This is a genomic window from Nitrosomonadales bacterium, assembly GCA_016716325.1.
Lineage (GTDB): Bacteria > Pseudomonadota > Gammaproteobacteria > Burkholderiales > Gallionellaceae > Gallionella.
In genome coordinates, this window is the sequence record JADJWO010000001.1 from 1445167 (window position 1) to 1465372 (window position 20206).

General features: G+C 58.7%; 14 protein-coding genes. All 14 read right to left on the reverse strand.

All coding sequences use genetic code 11. The features are described from left to right. Positions 1 to 75: 75 nt before the first annotated feature. Positions 76 to 408, reverse strand: coding sequence for a class I cytochrome c (locus tag IPM27_06970; protein MBK9161291.1), 333 nt, complete (start codon positions 406 to 408; stop codon positions 76 to 78). A 70-nt stretch (positions 409 to 478) separates the two neighbouring features. Then, positions 479 to 1618, reverse strand: a complete 1140-nt coding sequence (locus IPM27_06975; GenBank protein MBK9161292.1) for a cytochrome c4 — start codon at positions 1616 to 1618, stop codon at positions 479 to 481. 152 nt (positions 1619 to 1770) lie between these two features. Then, positions 1771 to 2298 (reverse strand): menaquinone-dependent protoporphyrinogen IX dehydrogenase, encoded by a 528-nt coding sequence (gene hemG, locus IPM27_06980; GenBank protein MBK9161293.1) that lies wholly within the window; start codon positions 2296 to 2298, stop codon positions 1771 to 1773. Between the two features lie 74 nt (positions 2299 to 2372). Then, complete coding sequence (locus IPM27_06985; protein MBK9161294.1) at positions 2373 to 3197, reverse strand: NYN domain-containing protein; 825 nt, start codon at positions 3195 to 3197, stop codon at positions 2373 to 2375. A gap of 105 nt (positions 3198 to 3302) precedes the next feature. Then, complete coding sequence (locus tag IPM27_06990) at positions 3303 to 4715, reverse strand: FAD-binding oxidoreductase (protein MBK9161295.1); 1413 nt, start codon at positions 4713 to 4715, stop codon at positions 3303 to 3305. Positions 4716 to 4719: 4 nt separating this feature from the next. Continuing rightward, positions 4720 to 5475: an elongation factor-1 alpha gene (locus tag IPM27_06995; GenBank protein ID MBK9161296.1), complete on the reverse strand. Its 756-nt coding sequence runs from the start codon at positions 5473 to 5475 to the stop codon at positions 4720 to 4722. Between the two features lie 79 nt (positions 5476 to 5554). After that, on the reverse strand, positions 5555 to 7726 hold the full coding sequence (locus IPM27_07000; protein ID MBK9161297.1) for a primosomal protein N': 2172 nt from the start codon (positions 7724 to 7726) through the stop codon (positions 5555 to 5557). A 68-nt stretch (positions 7727 to 7794) separates the two neighbouring features. Further along, complete coding sequence (locus IPM27_07005) at positions 7795 to 8859, reverse strand: uroporphyrinogen decarboxylase (protein ID MBK9161298.1); 1065 nt, start codon at positions 8857 to 8859, stop codon at positions 7795 to 7797. 115 nt (positions 8860 to 8974) lie between these two features. Then, complete coding sequence (locus IPM27_07010) at positions 8975 to 10438, reverse strand: glutamate synthase subunit beta (protein ID MBK9161299.1); 1464 nt, start codon at positions 10436 to 10438, stop codon at positions 8975 to 8977. After that, complete coding sequence (locus IPM27_07015) at positions 10438 to 15081, reverse strand: glutamate synthase subunit alpha (protein MBK9161300.1); 4644 nt, start codon at positions 15079 to 15081, stop codon at positions 10438 to 10440. Before IPM27_07015 ends, IPM27_07010 begins: the two co-directional genes overlap by 1 nt. 155 nt (positions 15082 to 15236) lie before the next feature. Beyond that, on the reverse strand, positions 15237 to 16406 hold the full coding sequence (locus IPM27_07020) for a deoxyguanosinetriphosphate triphosphohydrolase (protein MBK9161301.1): 1170 nt from the start codon (positions 16404 to 16406) through the stop codon (positions 15237 to 15239). Next, a complete protein-coding gene (gene aroB, locus IPM27_07025) occupies positions 16399 to 17484 on the reverse strand; it encodes a 3-dehydroquinate synthase (GenBank protein ID MBK9161302.1) in 1086 nt (361 codons plus the stop codon). The genes IPM27_07020 and aroB overlap by 8 nt, the downstream gene beginning before the upstream one ends. Before the next feature lie 15 nt (positions 17485 to 17499). Continuing rightward, positions 17500 to 18057 (reverse strand): shikimate kinase, encoded by a 558-nt coding sequence (locus tag IPM27_07030; protein MBK9161303.1) that lies wholly within the window; start codon positions 18055 to 18057, stop codon positions 17500 to 17502. Positions 18058 to 18126: 69 nt separating this feature from the next. Continuing rightward, positions 18127 to 20193 carry a type IV pilus secretin PilQ gene (locus IPM27_07035; protein ID MBK9161304.1) on the reverse strand — a complete coding sequence of 689 codons (2067 nt, stop codon included), beginning with the start codon at positions 20191 to 20193 and terminating at the stop codon, positions 18127 to 18129. Positions 20194 to 20206: the final 13 nt, after the last annotated feature.

The following is a 20206-nucleotide window of genomic DNA, read 5'->3' on the forward strand; positions in this document are numbered from 1 at the left end:
ACATACAACGGGGGCTTTTCACCCCCGCCAGACCAAGGCTGCGCGGCTAATTATTTCGCGCAGCCCAGCCGGAGATCAGCGCGACAGGATCCACTTGACCAGGTTCTTTACCTTTGCCGGATCATCGGTTTCGATCTGGGCGTGATCCATCATTTCCCCACCCATCGAAACTTGGCTCGGCTGCGTGAGGTGTTTGGTGATGGCGGCTTCTGCCTTGGAATTGCCTTTATAAGCTGCCGCAATCTTTTTGTAGGAACGGGCTACCTTGGTCTTGGTTTCATCGTGGCACGCCAGGCATCCACTCTCATTGAGCAGTTTCTTTGCGCCAGCCTGGTCAACGGCCGCTTGTGCAGCCGGGACAGTTAATGCGAACAATGCAACGAATGTGCACGTGACGAGAGACTTCATTTTCATTTCCAGTTACTCCTGTTCTTGACGATTGTTTAAATTGAGAACCATGCGGGCGCAAAAAGGCGGCTTACTTTGCCTCTTGCGCCGAATAATATTCGGCCAGCCCCTCGATGGTGGCATCGAAATACAGCGAAGAACCGATCGTATGCATCGCCGAATTCCCGCGGTCCCCATCCCGATACGTAGTCATCGCATTGATCAGATAGGTGCGATTCTGGCCGTTGATCTTGGGGGTCAACATCTCCGGATTGGCATCCCCCTTGCTATGGCAAAGGTCGCATTTCTGCACCAGGGACTGGATGGTTTCCGGCGGCGTGAAACTGCTGTGGACGGGCAGTTCGGTCGCAAAGAAGGTGGCGATCTTGCTGATCTCTTCATCCCTCAAACCGGAGAGCGCCTGGTGCATCTGCTTGTGATCGCGCCCGCTGTCGCGATACGACTTGATCACTTTGTTGAGATACTGGGCGTTCTGTCCGGCCAGATTGGGAACGCTGACATCGTCGCTATAGCCCGCCGTACCATGGCATTTGACGCAGGTACTGATGAACTGCATGCCCTCGTGCGAATTGCTCGCCTTGCTGCCGGCCGACTTGGGTTCATTCAACGCGAAGTAGATGGCGATGTTCTCGATGTCAGCCTGACTCAGCCCGGAAAGGGTCGCATGCATAGAGGGCATGGTGCGGACACCATCACGATAGGCCTTGAGCGCCTTGGTGATGTACTGCGGATGCTGCCCTGCCAGGCGTGGAACCCCGTCAACTTCGGTGTTTCCATCCGCACCATGGCAACTGGCGCAGGGCTTGCTCAAAGCCTGGCCGCGATCATAGTAGGAGTAGTTGACGGCCTCGCTTGCCGGCTTGGCCAGCGGCGGCAGGCTGGCGTAGAACCCGGACACATCCCGCAACTGCTGGTGCGTCAATTCCTCGGCGATCTTCATGACATTGCCGCTGCTGTCGACGCGCTTGCCGTGATCGTAGGTTTGAACCGCCTTCAGCAGATAGCTTTCGAGTTGCGCGGCCAGATTGGGAATGTTGTCGGCCGCACCACGGCCGTCCATGCCATGGCAAATGGCGCAATTCTTCTGGGCCACTGCCTTGCCGGCTTCGATATCCAGAGGCAGTTGAGCCATATCTTGCGAATCTTGTTTTTCCGAGCACCCCGCCAGCAAGGCCAGTAGCAGCGAGAAACCTAAAACTTGTTTGTTCATGACGACCTCTGAATTGAAGAATGATGTGGAATATCCGGGTGTTTCGGCTTTTCTGAATTGCGCGATTCTACAACAATCATGCCGAACTATCGCCTGTTCAGGTTAGTCGGGTATTGGCGTCGGGGCCGCTCACAAGGCCAACGCTGCAACACCTACATTTTGCCGATGAGTTCGCCAAAGTCCTCGACGCGTTGCCAGTCGGTGAATTCGACGACAGCATTCAGATCGGTCGGCCCCCGGGTCATCCACATGATGAAGCGGATGGCCGAACGATCGATGAACCGGTAGATCGAATAATCGATCTTGCCCGCGAACACCTCCAGCCGTTTTGGCCGCCACGGTATCTGCCTGAGGAATTTCCGCATGTACGGATTCGTCTCGGGGCGGTTCTTTTCCGGTTTGCGCGCCACCACATTGACCGAAAAGAACGCATTGGGTTTGCTGTCCAGCAGACCGACGTTCCTTTTGATGAAATCGACCACATGCGGACTATGTTTCCCGTAACGGATACTTGCGCCGATCACGATCTTGTCGAAAGCATGCAGGTCGGCATCGGCGCATTCCTGAAGCGGCATGACTGCAACCCCGTGATGTTGCCGCTCGATCACATTCTGCAAGCGCAGGCATATTTTCCGCGTATGCCCATCGGTCGTCGAATAAACGATCAGCACATTTGCCATATTCCCGCATCCAGCCCGATTGATCCAGATCCGCGCAATTGCTACCTGCGCCCAACTTGCCGAGTAACCATGCGTCAGGCGGACTCAGGCAGCCGGATGGTGTACTGCCCCGATTTTTCGTCCTTCACCAGCATGACCAGTTTGTGCTTCTGCGCGTCCTCCATCAGTTCGCGGAACGAGCGATAGCCGTAGTACGATTCGTTGAAACCGGGACGGCGACGCTGCATGGTCGGCTTGACCATCGAATACCAGAGTTTTTCGTCCGAGCCACGTTCGGCGATCAGCCCTTCGAGGGTCTCGATCAGGAAGTCCATTGCTTCCTGTTTCCTGTTCTCCTCACCCCCGGCCGCAGACGGTTTTGCCGTTTCTGCCTTTGCCTTGGCAGGCGTCTTCTTCGCTGCCTGTTTCTTCTTGGCTTCCTGCACGCGCACCAAGTCGTCGTAGAAGATGAACTCGTCACAGTTGGCGCTGAGCAGGTCGGAGGTCGAATCCTTCACGCCGATGCCGATCACATACTTGTTGTTCTCGCGCAATTTGGAAACCAGCGGGGAGAAGTCGGAATCGCCGCTGATGATGACGAAAGTGTCGACGTGGGATTTGGTATAGCAGAGGTCCAGGGCATCGACAACCAGGCGGATGTCGGCGGAATTCTTGCCGCTCTGTCTCACATGCGGGATCTCGATCAGCTCGAACGAAGCTTCATGCATGGGGGCTTTGAATTCTTTATATCGCTCCCAGTCGCAGTAGGCTTTCTTGACCACGATGCTGCCCTTGAGCAGCAGGCGCTCCAGCACTTTCTTGATGTCAAACTGCGCGTACTTGGCGTCGCGCACGCCCAGCGCCACGTTCTCGAAATCGCAGAACAGGGCCATATTGGTGATTTCGGGTTGGGCCGCCATGTGTGTCTCCGGGGTTGGTCTGATTCTGACCGGCGCTGGAATTGCGCGCCTGGACTCTGGCTGACTATATCAGAATTCGCCGCTCCTTTCGGCATGGCGAGCGTGCTACACCCCCTTGCCGGGATTCATCAGCCCGCCCGGGTCAAGCATGTCCCGGATGCCGCGCATCAGCTCGATCTCCAGAGGGCTCTTGTAGCGAGCAATCTCGGCACGCTTGAGCTGGCCGATGCCATGCTCGGCACTGAAACTGCCGCCCAGTCCGGCCACGATCCCATACACGATGCGGTTGACATCGTGTTCGTGCCGGTCGATGAACTCCCTGTTCTGCACACCATCCGGCATCGAAGTGTTGTAATGGATATTGCCGTCGCCCATATGCCCGAAAGCCACGATGCGGATGCCGGGATAAGTGTCTCGCAGCGCAGTGCCGGTCTGCGAAATGAATTCCGCAACACGGCTGACCGGCACCGAGATGTCGTGCTTGATGCTGAGACCCTCTATCTTCTGCGCTTCCGCGATGTTCTTGCGCAGCTTCCACCAGCGTTCGGCGTCCGCCTCGCCATTCGTGATGTCGAACCCGTCTACCCTCTCGCCGAACGATTCGAGTGCGGCGCGTAACTCCTTGTCCAGAGGCGCGGACAGGACATCGGCTAGTTTGACGAGAACGATCCATTCATGAGTTGTACCGAACGGTTCGCGGGTATCGGGAATATGTTTGAACACAAGATCGAGACAGGGGCGCGAAACCAGCTCGAACGCGCTGATCCGGTCGCCGCATGCCGCGCGCAGGTGCGCCAGCAATGCGACAGCAGCAGCCGGATCGCGTACGGCGACGCATGCTGTCGCTGTCGATCGGGGGCGCGGATAGAGTTTCAGCACGGCGGCAGTGATGATGCCCAACGTGCCTTCCGCACCGATGAACAGGTGTTTGAGGTCGTAGCCCGTGTTGTCCTTGCGCAGGCAACGCAACCCGTTCCAGATGCGCCCGTCCGGCAGCACCACCTCCAGTCCCAGCACCAGATCGCGCGCGTTGCCATAGCGCAGCACGCCAAGGCCGCCGGCATTGGTGGAAAGGTTGCCGCCGATTTCGCAATGCGGTGCAATGGCCGTCAGCCCGAGCGGGAACAACCGGTCAACCTTCTCCGCCGCTTCATATAACGAGGCAAGCGTGCAGCCCGCCTCGACGGTCATGGTGTAATTGACCGCATCCATCTCACGGATGCGGTTCATGCGCGACAGGTTGATGACGATCTGTTGAGTGCCGTCCGCCAGCGGCACCGAAGCGCCGCACAGACTGGTGTTGCCGCCTTGCGGGACCATGCTGACGCCGTTTTCCACACACAGATCCACCACCCCGGACACCTGTTGCGTGTCTGCCGGCAACACGACCGCCGATGCCTGTCCCTGATAGCGACCACGCCAATCACGACAATGCGCGGCAGCCGCAGCATCCGTCAAAACGGCATCGCCGCCCACAAGGGCGGCGATGCGTTGAAGGATGTCTCCTGCCGTTGCCACCGCCCTAGTCCGTCAGCGGGTTGACCGGATTGAGCAGCCGCCGGGGCAATATCCACATCTGGTAGAGCGAAGTGAAGATCATGATGCTGGCCGCCAGACTGTAGCCAAAACCACCGATGATGACGAACCATGCGAAATTCGGATTCAGCTTGGTCAGCCACCACGCCAGCACGTCCACGATCAGGAATGCGAACGGCGTGAAGATCAGGATCGCCTTGTTTAGCGGTGAAATACCGGAGGCATAGGTGAATATCCAGCCCATGAAGAAAAAGATGAACGAGATGCCGAATAGGTGAATATGCGTAACACGCGTCAAGGCGGAAGGAGACTGCCCCTCGTCGACCTGAACCATGCGCTTCATCACTGCCTTGTCGCTCAGATCGGCCAATCCGGGGATGTTCGCATGGCAGGGTGAACAGTACTGATCGACATCCATGGAGATTTTCATATCCCACTCTTCATCGGATGCGCCGGCATCTGCCCACTTGATCATGGCCAGACGCACCTCTGGCGGCGCATTGTTCATCATCGAACCGTTCAATTTGGCGACCAGCTTCGAGCCTTCGTCGCGCTTGCCATGATAGCTGTAGACGATGTCATCCACCGACAGGCCTAACTTTCCATCTGCCATGCCGTGGGTATACATGATCTGCGCGCCAGCGAACATCAAGCCAAGCCCCACCACCAGCAGATAACCGGTGAAAAGCGTCTTGATCGGCAAGGCCAGGTCTGCCAGCGTAAACCGTTGAATCTCTTTCATCATGATTTTCTCGTGTAAACAAACTTTCGTATTATAACGCTCTTATCTGTAAGGGTTTCTATAACTCTGTCGGGTAACGTCAGAAATCCAGCGGATCGACATCCAGCGACCAGCGGAGTTTTTGCGCCGGCAGCCCATCCAGTGACAACTTCCACGCACCCAGAAATTCCTGGAGTGCCTTGCGGTTACCGCTCTGCACCAGCAATTGTGCGCGATGGTGGCCGGCGCGCTTGGGCATGGCTGCGGGTACCACGCCATAGACTTCGACTGGCATTGCCAGTGCCATGGCCGCGGTGCGCGAGTGCCCGAGGAATGCGTAAACTCCGGACTCATCCTTTCCTTCGGCGCGCAACATCGCCTGATAGACGAATGGCGGGAAACCAGCCATCCGGCGTTCGGCCAGTTGAGCGGTCATCCAGCCTTCAACATCGTGCGTCTGCAAGGCGCGATACAGCGGATGATCGTGAAAAGCAGTCTGGATCAGCACTTCGCCCGGCTTGTCAGCGCGACCGGCGCGTCCTGCCACCTGCACCAGTTGCGCGAACAGTTTTTCAGGCGCGCGAAAGTCGCTGCTGTATAGCGCGCTGTCCGGATTGAGCACACCGACCAGCGTCAGTGCAGGGAAATCGTGTCCCTTGGCCAGCATCTGTGTGCCCACCAGGATGTCCACCCCATTGGCGTGGATCTGCTCGCGCATGTTCCGCCAGGTGCGCCTGTTACGGGTACTGTCCCTGTCCACGCGCAAAATGCGCGCTTCGGGAAACCGTTCCCGCAATACATTTTCGACGCGCTGCGTTCCGCTGCCGACCGGGTGCAACTCGGCGTTCCCGCAATCCGGGCAAGTCTGCGGCACGCGTATCTGGTAACCGCAGTGGTGGCAGCGCAACCGTCTGTCGTCGAGGTGCAGCACCATCTTACCCGCACAATGCCTGCAGCCGGACAGCCATCCGCAACCGGTGCACATCAGCACCGGAGCATAGCCGCGCCGGTTGATGAACAGCAGGCTCTGTTCTTTGCGCGCGATGCGCTGGCCGACCTCACGCAACAGCTCTTCGCTGATGCCGTGATGCATCACGGCCTGGCTGGTGTTGATGCAACGCACCGACGGCAGGCGCGCGTCAGACTGCGCGCGCCCGGTCAACCTGAGCATCCGGTAGCGACCGGTCTGCGCGTTATGGTAGCTTTCCAGCGATGGCGTGGCTGAACCCAGCACAACCGGCACACCGCGCTGGCTGGCGCGAAAGATCGCCACGTCGCGTGCCGAATAACGCAGGCCGTCCTGTTGCTTGAACGAGGGATCGTGCTCCTCATCAACGACGATCAGCGCAAGGAGGGGCAATTCGGCAAACACCGCCAGGCGCGTGCCGAACACGATCTGTGCTTTCCCCGCCTGTGCCTGCTGCCAGTTGTGCAAGCGCTCACCTTCGCTCAAGCCGCTGTGCAAACTGACCAGGGCGGCACCCGGCAGGCGACTGCGGAAATACTGCTCCAGTTGCGGCGTGAGATTGATCTCGGGTACCAGCAGCAATATCTGGCCGCCCCGTTGCAACACCTGGTGCATCAGGTGCACATACACCTCGGTCTTGCCACTGCCGGTAATGCCGTGCAACAGGAAACAGGCATATCCGCTGGACTGCGTGACGGCATCCACCGCCTGTTGCTGCTCGTTGGTGAGCGTGTGCTCGCTGTCGAAAGTGTGCCTTTGGGCAGGCAATGCCTCCTCGAAACATTCGACATGCCCGCACTCGACCAGCGCCTTGAGCTGCGCGCGCGCCGTTGCCGACAGCGCCTTGAGTTGCGCAAGATTACAGGGATGTTCCGAAAGTTTCGCCAGGATGCGCCGCTGCACCACTTTGCGCTTCGGGAAATCGGCCAAGTCGAGCGCTGTGCCACCAGCCGTCAGCCGATAGTTCGACACCTTTTTGCCGATGACCGGTTTATCCGAACGCAGATGCGTCGGCAGCGCCGCAAGGACGGCCTGGCCGAGCGGATAACGGTAGTAGTCGCTGCAAAAATGCAGCAGGCCGAGTATTTCTGCCGATAGCGGCGTGCTGTCATGCAGTACCCGCGTCACCGTCCTGATGCGCTCCGGCGCGAGTTCCGTTGACTCGACGATTTCCATCACCACGCCGACCATCTGCCGTTTTCCGAATGGCACGACCACGCGCTGCCCGACCGCCACCTCCTGCTCGATCGTGTAATCGAACAGGGTAGACAACGGAACATCGAGAGCGACGCGAACGATAGTCATAGGCCGTGATTGTCGCAGAAATGCAAAAGCCGCAGGGGTTGCCTGCGGCTCTGTTGCGCAACGAATTGCTAGTGGTACTTCCTGCTCAGCTCGTGTACTGCCCTGACCAGCGCCGCCGCATGCTCCGGATCGGAGTGCTGCGAGATGCCGTGACCCAGATTGAACACATGACCGCTGCCGTACCCATAGCTGCTCAGGATTCGCTCAACCTCGCTGTGGATCGCATCCGGCGAAGCGAACAATACCGCAGGATCCATGTTGCCCTGCAGGGCGACCTTGTGCCCCACCTTCTGGCGGGCGATGCCGATATCCATGGTCCAGTCCAGCCCCACTGCGTCGCAGCCGGTATTGGCGATGCTCTCGATCCACAACCCGCCGCCCTTGGTGAACACGATGGACGGGATGCGCACGCCATCCTTTTCCTTGATCAGGCCATCGACGATGCGTTGCGTATAGGCCAGCGAGAATTCGTGGAATGCCGCATGGGACAGCACGCCGCCCCACGAGTCGAAGATCATCACCGCCTGCGCGCCGGCTTCGATCTGCGCATTCAGGTAGGCGATCACCGCCTGCGCGGTCACATCCAGGATGTGGTGCATCAGCTTCGGCTCGTTGTACATCAAGGTCTTCACCTTGGCATAGTCGTCGCTGCCGCCGCCTTCGACCATGTAGCAGGACAGCGTGAACGGGCTGCCGGAAAAGCCGATCAGCGGCACGCGGCCGTCCAGCGCCTTGCGGATCTGGGTCACGGCATCGGTAACGTATTTCAGCTCAGTGCCGATGTCAGGCACGCGCAATGCCTTGATCGCCGCTTCGTCGCGCAACGGACGCTTGAATTTCGGGCCTTCGCCTTCGGAAAAATACAGGCCCAGCCCCATCGCGTCCGGCACCGTCAGGATGTCGGAGAACAGGATCGCCGCATCCAGCGGGAAGCGTTCCAGTGGCTGCAGTGTCACCTCGGTCGCGTAATCCGGGTTCTTGCACAGACCGAGGAAACTGCCTGCCTGTTTGCGCGTGGCACGGTATTCCGGCAGGTAACGCCCGGCCTGACGCATCATCCACAAGGGCGTATATTCGGTCGGCTGACGCAACAGGGCGCGCAGGAAGGTGTCGTTCTTTACTTTGAAGTTCATGTCGGAATCAATACGCCTCTGTCAATTTCAGAAATTCACTGTCCACGAAAAACACGGAACTACACGAACAAAACCAGTTTCGTGCTTTCGTACCTTTCGTGGAGTCTTGATGTGGTTAGCGGGGCAGGACGCTGCCGCCCATCAGGTATTCGTCCACGGCACGCGCGCACTGGCGGCCTTCGCGGATCGCCCACACCACCAGCGACTGGCCGCGGCGCATATCGCCCGCCGCGAACACCTTGTCCACACTGGTCCGGTAGCATCCCTCGCCATCGGTGGCCGCCCTCGCGTTGCCGCGCGCATCCTTTTCCACGCCGAACGCATCCAGCACCTGTTGCAACGGATTGGTGAAACCCATCGCCAGAAACACCAGATCGGCCTTGATCTCGAATTCGCTGCCCGGAACTTCGACCAGCTTGCCATCCTTGAACTCGACGCGGACGGCGCGGATCTTTTCCAGCTTGCCCTTGCTGCCGACAAACTCCTTGGTGGCGATCGCCCAATCGCGGTCGCACCCCTCGTCATGAGAGCTTGAGGTACGCAACTTCATCGGCCAGTTCGGCCATACCAGATATTTGTTCTCCTTTTCGGGCGGGCGCGGCATCACTTCGATCTGCGTCACCGATGCGGCGCCGTGACGGTTGGAGGTGCCCACGCAATCGGAACCGGTATCGCCGCCGCCGATCACGACCACATGCTTGCCTTTTGCGCTGATCGGATTCTTGCCGTCGCCGGCGACTTCCTTGTTCTGCGGGATCAGGAGTTCCAGCGCGTAATGCACGCCGTCCAGTTCGCGCCCCGGCACTGCCAGATCGCGCGGCTGCTCGGATCCGCCTGCAAGGACCACGGCATCGAATTTCTTCAGCAACTCATCCGGCGTAACCGTCTTCTTTGCGTCGTTGGCAATGCCTTTGCCCGGCGCTTCCTTGCCGACGAACACGCCTGTCTTGAACTTGACGCCTTCCGCCTCGAGTTGCACCATGCGCCAGTCGATCAGGCGCTTGTCCAGCTTGAAATCCGGGATGCCGTAGCGCATCAAGCCGCCGATACGGCTGTTCTTCTCGAACACCGTCACCGCATGCCCGGCACGCGCCAGTTGCTGGGCAGCCGCCAAGCCGGCCGGACCGGAACCAACCACCGCCACTTTCTTGCCGGTCTGCTGCGCGGCCGGTTGTGGAACCACCCAGCCGTTCTCGCCGGCCTTATCGATGATGGCGTGCTCGATGGACTTGATGCCGACCGCATCGTTGTTGATGTTCAGCGTACACGCAGCCTCACAGGGCGCAGGACAGATGCGTCCGGTCACCTCGGGAAAATTGTTGGTCGATTGCAGCACCTCGATCGCCTGCTTCCAATTGCCGCGATACACCAGGTCGTTCCAGTCCGGGATGATGTTATTGACCGGGCAGCCGCTGGTGCAGAACGGGATGCCGCAGTCCATGCAGCGGGCGCCCTGTGTCTGCGCCTGATCATCGCTCAGGTGCAGCACGAACTCGTTGTAATTCTTCAGGCGTTTCTTGACGGCAAGGCTTTCCTCACTGAGACGCTTGAACTCCATGAATCCGGTTGGCTTACCCATTATGCAACCTCCAGCTGCTGGTTCTTCTGTGCCGCGATCTCCTGCAATGCGCGGCGATACTCGGTCGGCATCACCTTGATGAACTTGGGCAGGTATTTTGCCCAGTGATCCAGGATGGTGCGCGCGCGTGCACTGCCGGTATGTTCCAGATGGTTCCGGATGAACTGCTTCAGCACCTTCTCGTCGGCCTTGTTGAGGTGGTTGAAGTGTACGCGGCCATGCGCTTCCACTTCGCCGGTCTCGCTCGCGTCGACTTCGGCCGGAATCGGCTCCAGCGCCACCATCGAAAGATTGCAGCGCTTCTCGAAACCGCCGTCCTCATCCAGCACGTAAGCCACGCCGCCGGACATGCCGGCGGCAAAGTTGCGGCCGGTCTGGCCCAGCACGATCACCATGCCACCGGTCATGTATTCGCAACCGTGGTCACCCAGGCCCTCGACGACCGCCACGGCGCCGGAGTTGCGCACCGCAAAGCGCTCGCCTGCCACACCGCTGAAATAGCATTCGCCGGATGTCGCGCCATACAGCACGGTATTGCCGACAATGATGTTCTCGTGCGCGACCAGTCCGGACTCGGGCGGTGGCATGATGGCGATGCGCCCGCCGCACAATCCCTTGCCGACATAGTCGTTGCCCTCGCCCTTCAGTTCGAACGAGACACCGTGCGCGAGGAACGCGCCGAAGCTCTGCCCCGCCGTGCCGGTGAGCCGCACCTTGATGGTGTCGTTCGGCAGCCCGGCATGGCCGTACCGTTTGGCAACCTCGTGCGACAGCATGGTGCCGGCCGTCCGGTTGACGTTGCGGATAGCGCTATCGATAACGACCGGCTGCCGGTCGTTCAGTGCGGCCTGCGCCTGCGCAATCAGCGTGTTGTCGAGCGCCTTCTCCAGCTCATGATCCTGCTGTTCGGCATGGCGGCGCGCCACGTCGGATGGCATGTCAGGCTGATGGAATACCCTGGAGAAATCCAGTCCCTGCGACTTCCAGTGTGCGATGCCCTGTTTCACGTCCAGCAGGTCGCTGCGCCCGATCAGGTCATCGAACCTGCGAATGCCGATCTGCGCCATGTATTCGCGCACTTCTTCGGCAACGAAGAAGAAGTAGTTCACCACATGTTCCGGCTGGCCGGTGAATTTCCTGCGCAGTTCGGGATCCTGCGTCGCCACGCCCACCGGACAGGTGTTGAGGTGACACTTGCGCATCATGATGCAACCTTCCACCACCAGCGGCGCGGTGGCGAAACCGAACTCATCCGCGCCCAGCAAGGCGCCGATCAGCACGTCGCGTCCGGTCTTGATCTGGCCATCCACCTGCAGCACGATGCGGCCGCGCAGCCGGTTCAACACCAGCGTCTGCTGCGCCTCGGACAAGCCCAATTCCCAGGGTGTGCCAGCATGCTTGATGGACGAGACCGGCGATGCGCCGGTGCCTCCGTCGAAACCGGAAACCACAATGTGATCCGCCTTGGCCTTGGATACCCCTGCGGCCACCGTTCCCACACCAACCTCGGAAACCAGCTTGACCGAGATCGACGCGGAAGGGTTGGCATTCTTCAGGTCGTGGATCAGCTGCGCCAGATCCTCGATGGAATAGATGTCGTGATGCGGCGGCGGCGAGATCAGGCCCACGCCGGGAACCGAGAAGCGCAGCTTGGCGATGTATTCGGACACTTTGTGGCCGGGCAGCTGGCCGCCCTCGCCGGGCTTGGCACCCTGCGCCATCTTGATCTGGATCTGGTCGGCGCTTGACAGGTATTCGGCAGTCACGCCAAAACGGCCGGACGCCACCTGCTTGATGCGGGAGCGCAGCGAATCGCCCGCCTTGAGTTCGCGGTCGCTTTCGATACGGTTCCTGCCGATGATGTCGGACAGCATCTCGCCGCCCTTGAACGGCCTGAAACGGGTAGCATCCTCGCCACCCTCGCCGGTATTGGATTTCCCGCCAATACGGTTCATCGCGATCGCCAGTGTGGTGTGGGCCTCGGTCGAGATCGAACCCAGTGACATCGCACCGGTGACAAAACGCTTGACGATCTCCTTGGCCGGCTCGACTTCGTCGAGCGGCACAGGCTGGCCGGCGGGCCGAACCTCGAACAGGCCGCGCAGCGTCTTCAGCTTGCGGCTCTGCTCGTTGATCAGCTTGGCGTACTCCTTATAGGTCGCCGCATTGTTGGTGCGCGTGGCGTTCTGCAGTTTGGCGATGGAATCCGGCGTCCACATGTGTTCTTCGCCGCGCACGCGATAAGCGTATTCGCCGCCCGCCTCAAGCGCGTTGGCAAGCACCGGATCACTGCCGAATGCGTTGTGATGCGTGCGTACCGCCTCTTCTGCAACTTCCTTGATGCCGATCCCTTCGATCTGCGTGGCCGTGCCGGTGAAATATTCGGCAACGAACCCAGCGTTCAGCCCGATCGCCTCGAAGATCTGCGCGCCGCAATAGGACTGGTACGTGGAGATGCCCATCTTGGACATCACTTTCATCAGACCCTTGTCGATCGCCTTGATGAAACGCTTCCTGGCTTCCTTGGCATCAACATTGGCTGGCAGGTTCATCGCATCGATGGTCTCGTAGACCAGCCACGGGCAAACGGCTTCCGCGCCATAGCCCGCCAGCAATGCAAAATGATGAACTTCGCGCGCCGACCCGGTATCGATCACCAAGCCGGTGCTGGTGCGCAGTCCGCCACGCACCAGATGGTGGTGCACCCTGGAGCAGGCCACCAGCGCCGGAATGGCGACGCGTTTGGCCGACACTGCACGATCCGACAGGATCAGCACGTTATAGCCGTCTGCAACCGCCTTTTCGGCCGCCTTGCACAACGCACGGACCGCACCCTCGCAACCCGCCGCACCTTTGGAAACGGGGAAGGTGATGTCCAGCGCCAATGAGCGGTAACGCCCGTCGGTCAGCCTGTCTATGTTGCGCAATTTGGCGATTTCGTCGTTGGACAGTACCGGTTGGTGCACTTCCAGGCGCAACGGAGGGTTCGTTTCCTCGATACCCAGCAGGTTCGGCTTCGGCCCGATGAACGAGGTCAGCGACATTACGATCTCTTCGCGGATCGGGTCGATCGGCGGGTTGGTCACCTGCGCGAACAGTTGCTGGAAATAATCGTAGAACGAGCGGTTCTTGTTCGATAACACCGGCAGCGCGGCATCGACACCCATCGAGCCGGTCGGCTCTTCACCGGCATTCACCATCGGCGCCAGGATAAACTTGATGTCCTCCTGGGAATAACCGAAGGCCTGTTGGGTATCCAGCAGCGTCGCGTTAAGCTGCGTTTCCCCCTCGACGGCGATCAGGTCGCCAAGGAAATAACGCGACTTCTCGATCCATTCGCGGTAGGGCTTGGCACCGGAAAGCTGGTTCTTCAGTTCGACGTCATCGATGATGCGGCCGTTCTGCATGTCGATCAGGAACATCTTGCCGGGCTGCAAACGCCACTTCTTCACGATCTTCTTTTCGTCGACGGGCAGCACGCCCATTTCCGAAGCCATCAGCACCATGTCGTCATCGGTGATCAGATAACGTGCCGGGCGCAGGCCGTTGCGATCCAGCGTCGCGCCGATCATGCGGCCATCGGTGAATGCCACCGCAGCGGGGCCGTCCCACGGTTCCATCAGGGCGGCATGATATTCATAAAAGGCACGACGCTCCTCGTCCATCAACGGATTGCCCGCCCATGCCTCGGGGATCAGCAGCATCATCGCGTGCGGCAGCGAATAGCCGCCCGCCACCAGCAATTCCAGCGCGTTGTCGAAACAGGCCGAGTCGGACTGACCTTCGGTGATCAGCGGCCAGAGTTTTTCCAGGTCTTCGCCCAGCAATCCGGAAGACATCGCCGCATGGCGCGCAGTCATCCAGTTCACGTTGCCGCGCACGGTGTTGATTTCACCGTTGTGGGCGATCATGCGGAAAGGATGCGCCAGATCCCACGTTGGGAAAGTGTTGGTGGAGAAGCGCTGGTGCACCAGCGCAAAGGCGCTGCTTACGCGCCCGTCCTGAAGGTCGAGATAATACTGGCCGACCTGGTCGGCCAGCAGCATGCCCTTGTATACGATGGTGCGCGATGACATGGAAGGAACGTAGAACCCTTCCGCCTGCCCTTCGGGTAAACCGCGCACGGCATGCTCCACGATCTTGCGGATGACGAACAACTTGCGCTCGAAAGCGTCAGCATCGGCACAGTTCGCCCCACGCCCGATGAAAACCTGGCGCACCACCGGTTCTACCGCCTTGACGCTTTCTCCCAGGCCGTTGTTATCCACCCATACATCGCGCCAGCCGATCAGCGCCTGTCCTTCGGCGACGATTTTCTCTTCAACAACCCGCTCACACGCGTGGCGCGCTTTCTCGTCGCGCGGCAGAAACAGCATTCCGACGCCATATTCGCCGATGGGCGGCAGATGGATGTGCCCCCAACCCATTTCGTCCCGGAGATACTGGTCCGGGATCTGGATCATGATTCCCGCGCCATCGCCAGCCAGCGGGTCTGCCCCCACCGCGCCACGGTGCGTCAGGTTTTTCAGTATCTGCAATCCCTGACTTACTATGTCATGGCTTTGCTTGCCTTTGATGTGGGCAATGAAGCCTACCCCACACGCATCGCGCTCCTGGCGCGGATCATACAAACCTTGCTGCATCGGCAAAGAAGAGTTGCTCACGGTGCTCCCCAATTTAAACGGTATGACTTAAAGCAAAAAATGACGACACACGTCGCCACGGCAAACTCAAAAGCGAAAGGGCGGGAATCTTACCTTGTCTGGCGTCCGCGGGCAACCGCGCCGCCCTAGACGACCTACAGGCCAGCCGGCATCTCCTCGACCGCAAAAATGCGCCTGTGCTCGCGAATGGCGTAACGATCCGTCATCCCGGCGATATAGTCGGCCACTGCACGGGCACGCACAGCTTCCATTGATACGCCACGCAATTGTTGCGTTTCGGCAATTTCGTACTGCTGGAATTGGGGCGGCAATAACCTCCCATCGTTCATGAACACCCCAAACAGGTCACTTATGATGCGCCTCGCCTTGGTGCTCATGCGCATCACACGATAATGGCGGTATAAATGGATGCGCAGGAAACTTTTGAGTTCCTGTTGCTGTTCATTCAGTTCGGCGCTGAAAGCAATGATCGGCGGCGCTTTGCGCACCGCTTCAAGGGTTTTCGGAGCATGCCTGTCGATATTTTGTTCGCTCTGCCGGATCAGATCCGACACCAGCGTATTGATCATGCGCCGCACGGTCTCATGCACCATACGCCGTTCAGTCAATGCGGGATAAGCGTCACGCACTTCTTGCAAATGCGTCGCCACCAGCGGGACGGCAGCAATCTGTTCCAGCGTGATCAATCCGGAACGCAGTCCATCGTCGACATCGTGATTGTTATAGGCGATCTCATCGGCAAGATTGGCGATCTGCGCTTCCAGCGACGGGCGCCGATCACTCAGGAACCTTTCCCCCAATTCGTCCAGTCGGGCCGCATTCTCTGCAGAACAATGCTTGAGGATGCCTTCGCGCGTCTCAAAGGTCAGGTTCAACCCGTCGAATGCGGCATAACGCTCTTCCAGCCGATCCACCACGCGTAGCGATTGCAGGTTATGTTCGAAACCGCCATAAGTTTTCATGCAGACATTCAGCGCGTCCTGGCCGGCGTGACCAAACGGGGTATGACCCAGATCATGGGCCAGCGAGATCGCCTCCGCCAGATCCTCGTTCAATCGCAGACGGCGCGCGATGGATCGCGCGATCTGGGCTACCTCGATGCTGTGGGTAAGACGGGTACGGAACAGGTCGCCCTCGTGATTGACGAACACCTGCGTTTTGTATTCCAGGCGCCGGAAGGCGCCGGAGTGAATGATACGGTCGCGGTCGCGCTGGTATTCACTGCGTCCGCATGGAGCGGCTTCAGGTATCTTCCGGCCGCGCGAGTTTGATTCGCTGACCGCGTATGGCGCCAGTTCAGCCATTCACGCACGATTCCAGCGTCTGTTGCAACAGTGCGGGCGGCGTATCGCCATAAACAATTGCGCTCCCGATCGCCTTCAACAGGACAAAGCGCATCTTGCCGCCTTCGACCTTCTTGTCCAGCCCCATATGCTCAAGGTAGGTTTCTGCCCCCAGATCAGGAGGCACGACAGGCAAATTCGCGCGTTCAAACAGGTTGCGTATGCGCGCCACATCCTGCGCGTTGATCCAGCCCAGACGCCGCGACAGATCGGCCGCCATGATGGTACCCGCTGCGACGCCTTCTCCGTGCAACCAATTGCCATATCCCATTCCGGCCTCGATGGCATGCCCGAAGGTATGCCCGAGATTGAGCAGGGCGCGTCGACCGCTTTCGCGCTCGTCTGCCGCAACGACCTCTGCCTTGTTCTGGCAACTGCGTGCAATGGCATATCGCAGTGCTTCAGCATCGCGCGCCAACAGTTTCTCCACATTTGCCTCCAGCCATTCGAAGAACGGCAGGTCGCAGATCAGCCCGTATTTGATGACCTCGGCCAGTCCCGCCGATAACTGTTTATCCGGCAAGGTATTCAGCGTATCGATATCGGCCAGCACCAGTTGCGGCTGGTGAAACGCGCCAATCATGTTCTTGCCGAGCGGATGATTGATGCCGGTCTTGCCGCCCACCGAGGAATCTACCTGCGCCAGCAACGTCGTCGGAATCTGTATGAACGGGACGCCGCGCAAATAAGTCGCTGCAGCATAACCGGCCATGTCACCGACCACGCCCCCGCCCAGCGCGATGATCGGCGTACTGCGTTCGCAACGGCTGGTCAGCAACTTGTCATAGATTTTCTGCAGTGTATCGGCGTTCTTAAATTCCTCGCCATCCGGCAGAATAATGGACACATTATCGACACCGCCATCCCGCAAAGTATTTAGCAGCCTGTCCAGGTACAACGGCGCAACGGTGGTATTGGTAATGATGGCAACGCGCTTGCGCGGCAAATGCTTACAAAGCAATTCCGGATGGCCCAGCAATCCGCTTCCAATATGTATCGGATAACTGCGCACTCCCAACCCCACTGTCACTGTCTGCATGATCAATCGCAATCCTTAAGCCGTTCTTTTCAGTGCTTCCACTTCTTCCAGCAAATGCAGCATCAACGCGTGCACGCTTTGTTTGCCGCTATGGACAACGATATCCGCAACCTGCCGGTATAGCGGATCGCGCTGATGGAACAACTCCGTCAATTTGGCGCGCGGATCGTCGGTCTGTAGTAGCGGTCGATTGCGATCCCGGCGCGTACGCTGCAATAAATCATGCACGCTGGCCTTCAAATAGACAACAATGCCATTTTGCTTCAGGAGCTCCCGGTTCTGTTCGTCAAGCACGGCCCCGCCACCTGTTGCCAGTACGATGTTTTCGCGCTTGACCAGATCCGCTATTGCTGCTGACTCACGCTGGCGAAAGCCTGCCTCGCCTTCGACGTCGAATATATGCTGAATCGTCACTCCGGTACGATGGCGAATTTCTTCGTCACTGTCCACGAACACCTTTCCAAGATGGCCAGCCAATGCACGTCCCATCGTGGTTTTTCCCGACCCCATCATCCCCACCAGAATCAGGTTACGTGATCGATTTTCCGGGTTGTTCTGTTGATCGCTCTGCATGTTGCCATTGTAATCGATAAAAACAAAAGCCCGGACTGTGCCGGGCTCATGTTTGGCTAAACCGCGCAATCAACGCAGGTTCATCTCATCGCTCATGATCTTGGGCGTGATAAATATCAGCAACTCTGATTTGGCGTCGCTCTTGACGTTGTTCTTGAACAGCCAGCCGACAACGGGTATATCACCCAGCAACGGTACTTTCTGTGTGGAATCTCCTACCGTCTGAGTGAACACACCGCCGATTACGACCGTCCCGCCATTCTCGACCAACACTTCCGTATCAACTGTTTTGGTATTGATGCTTGGCACGCCACCATAAACCGCGCCGACCGTATCCTGATTGGCGGATACCTTCATGTTGATATGGTCATCCGGCGTGATCTGTGGCGTAACAGAAAGGCTCAGTGTCGCGTCCTTGAACGAAACGCTGGTTGCACCGCTGCTGGTGGCCGCCTGATACGGTATCTGCGTTCCGGATGATATCTTGGCGGCGACCTTATCCTTTGTCACCACACGCGGGCTGGCGATGTTTTTGGTCTTGCCGTCCAGTTCGGAAGCAGCCAATTCCAGCGTCAACACCTTGGTCGCCAGCGGATTGAACAGCGACAGTGTCAACCCGCCCATTCCGCTTGCCGCCCCGGGCAAGTTCACATTGCCATCAACTACCCCGCGCGTTGCAGTAGGAACATTGCCCCCCACTGCAAAGCCTGCGTTCGGGCCGACTGCAGGCCCGGTATAGCCCAGTCTACCACCCAGGGTCCGATTGAAATCATCGGTTGCGGAGACAAAGCGCGCCTCGATCAGCACCTGTCTTACCGGCACGTCGATCTGCTTGATGATCTTGCGCACTTCCTCAAGACGCGTTGGCGTATCCTGCACGAATATGGTTCCTGTGCGCGGATCGGATACAGCGCTCCCGCGTTTCGACAGGATGGGCTGTTTGGCGTCCGTCAGCAGCTTGATCATTTCGGACACGGTCTGATAGCTGAGTTGGAAACTCTCGGTACGCAACGGCTCCAGATCCGATATTTCCTGTTTCGCGGCCAGATTGATTTTTTCCTTGGCCGCAATCTCTTCGCGGGGGGCCACCTGGATCACGTTGCCGTTCTTGCGCATATCCAGACCGCGACTCTGCAGGATAATATCCAGCGCCTGATCCCAAGGGACATCTTTCAGGCGCAACGTCAAATTGCCGCTCACCGTATCGCTGATTACCATATTCAGTTCGGTGAAATCAGCAATCACATTCAGCGCTTCGCGCACATCGATCTTCTGGAAGTTGAGCGTCAATTTTTCGCCCGCATAGCCAGTCTGGCCGCTCTTGGTCAGCTTGCTTGGGTCATCGACAACCGGCTTCACCTCCACGATGAATTTATTGTCGGCCTGGTATGCAGCATGTTCCCATTGCCCCTTCGGTTCGATCACCATGCGCACTCCGTCCCCCTGCGCAAAGGTATCTACACCTTGCACCGGAGTCGCAAAATCGACCACATCCAACTTGCGTTGCAAATTACGCGGCAGACTGGTCTTCAGGAAATCCACGATCAGGGCGGTACCCTGCTGGCGTATATCTATACCGATCCCGGAATCAGACAGATCGACCTGCACACGCCCTTCACCGTCTTTCCCGCGATGAAATTCGATGTCGCGCAAGGTGTGTTTCTGTGCTTCGGGGCTAGCCTCCGTAAAACGAGAGGCCCCGTCACTCGCAGCCACACTTGACGCCTTGCCCTGCAAAGTAATCAGCAGGCTGTTGCCTTCGATCTTGGTATTGTAAGGGAGCATCTGGCCAAGATTGATCACAAGGCGCGTACGGCTGCCTGCCTGGACGATATTCGCACTGCGCAAATCCCCTTGATTGAAATTCTTGACCGACTCCCCCAAGCCGTTAGACGTATTGGGAAAGTCCAGCGCAATACGCGGTGGCGTATTGATCGTAAAATCTCGCGGCACATTCGCCAGCGGCTGCGTCAGGTCAACCCTGATGACCGTTGTCCCGTCGCTTGCGCTACCGACGTTCAGTGCGGTAATGCTGTTCTGCGTTTCGGCCTGCGCCTGAGCGCACAACGTACCGAAAACGACGCATACGGCGAGCATACGACCCATGTCTCTGACCATGTTATTAAGCTGTTTCATATCTCACTCCCGA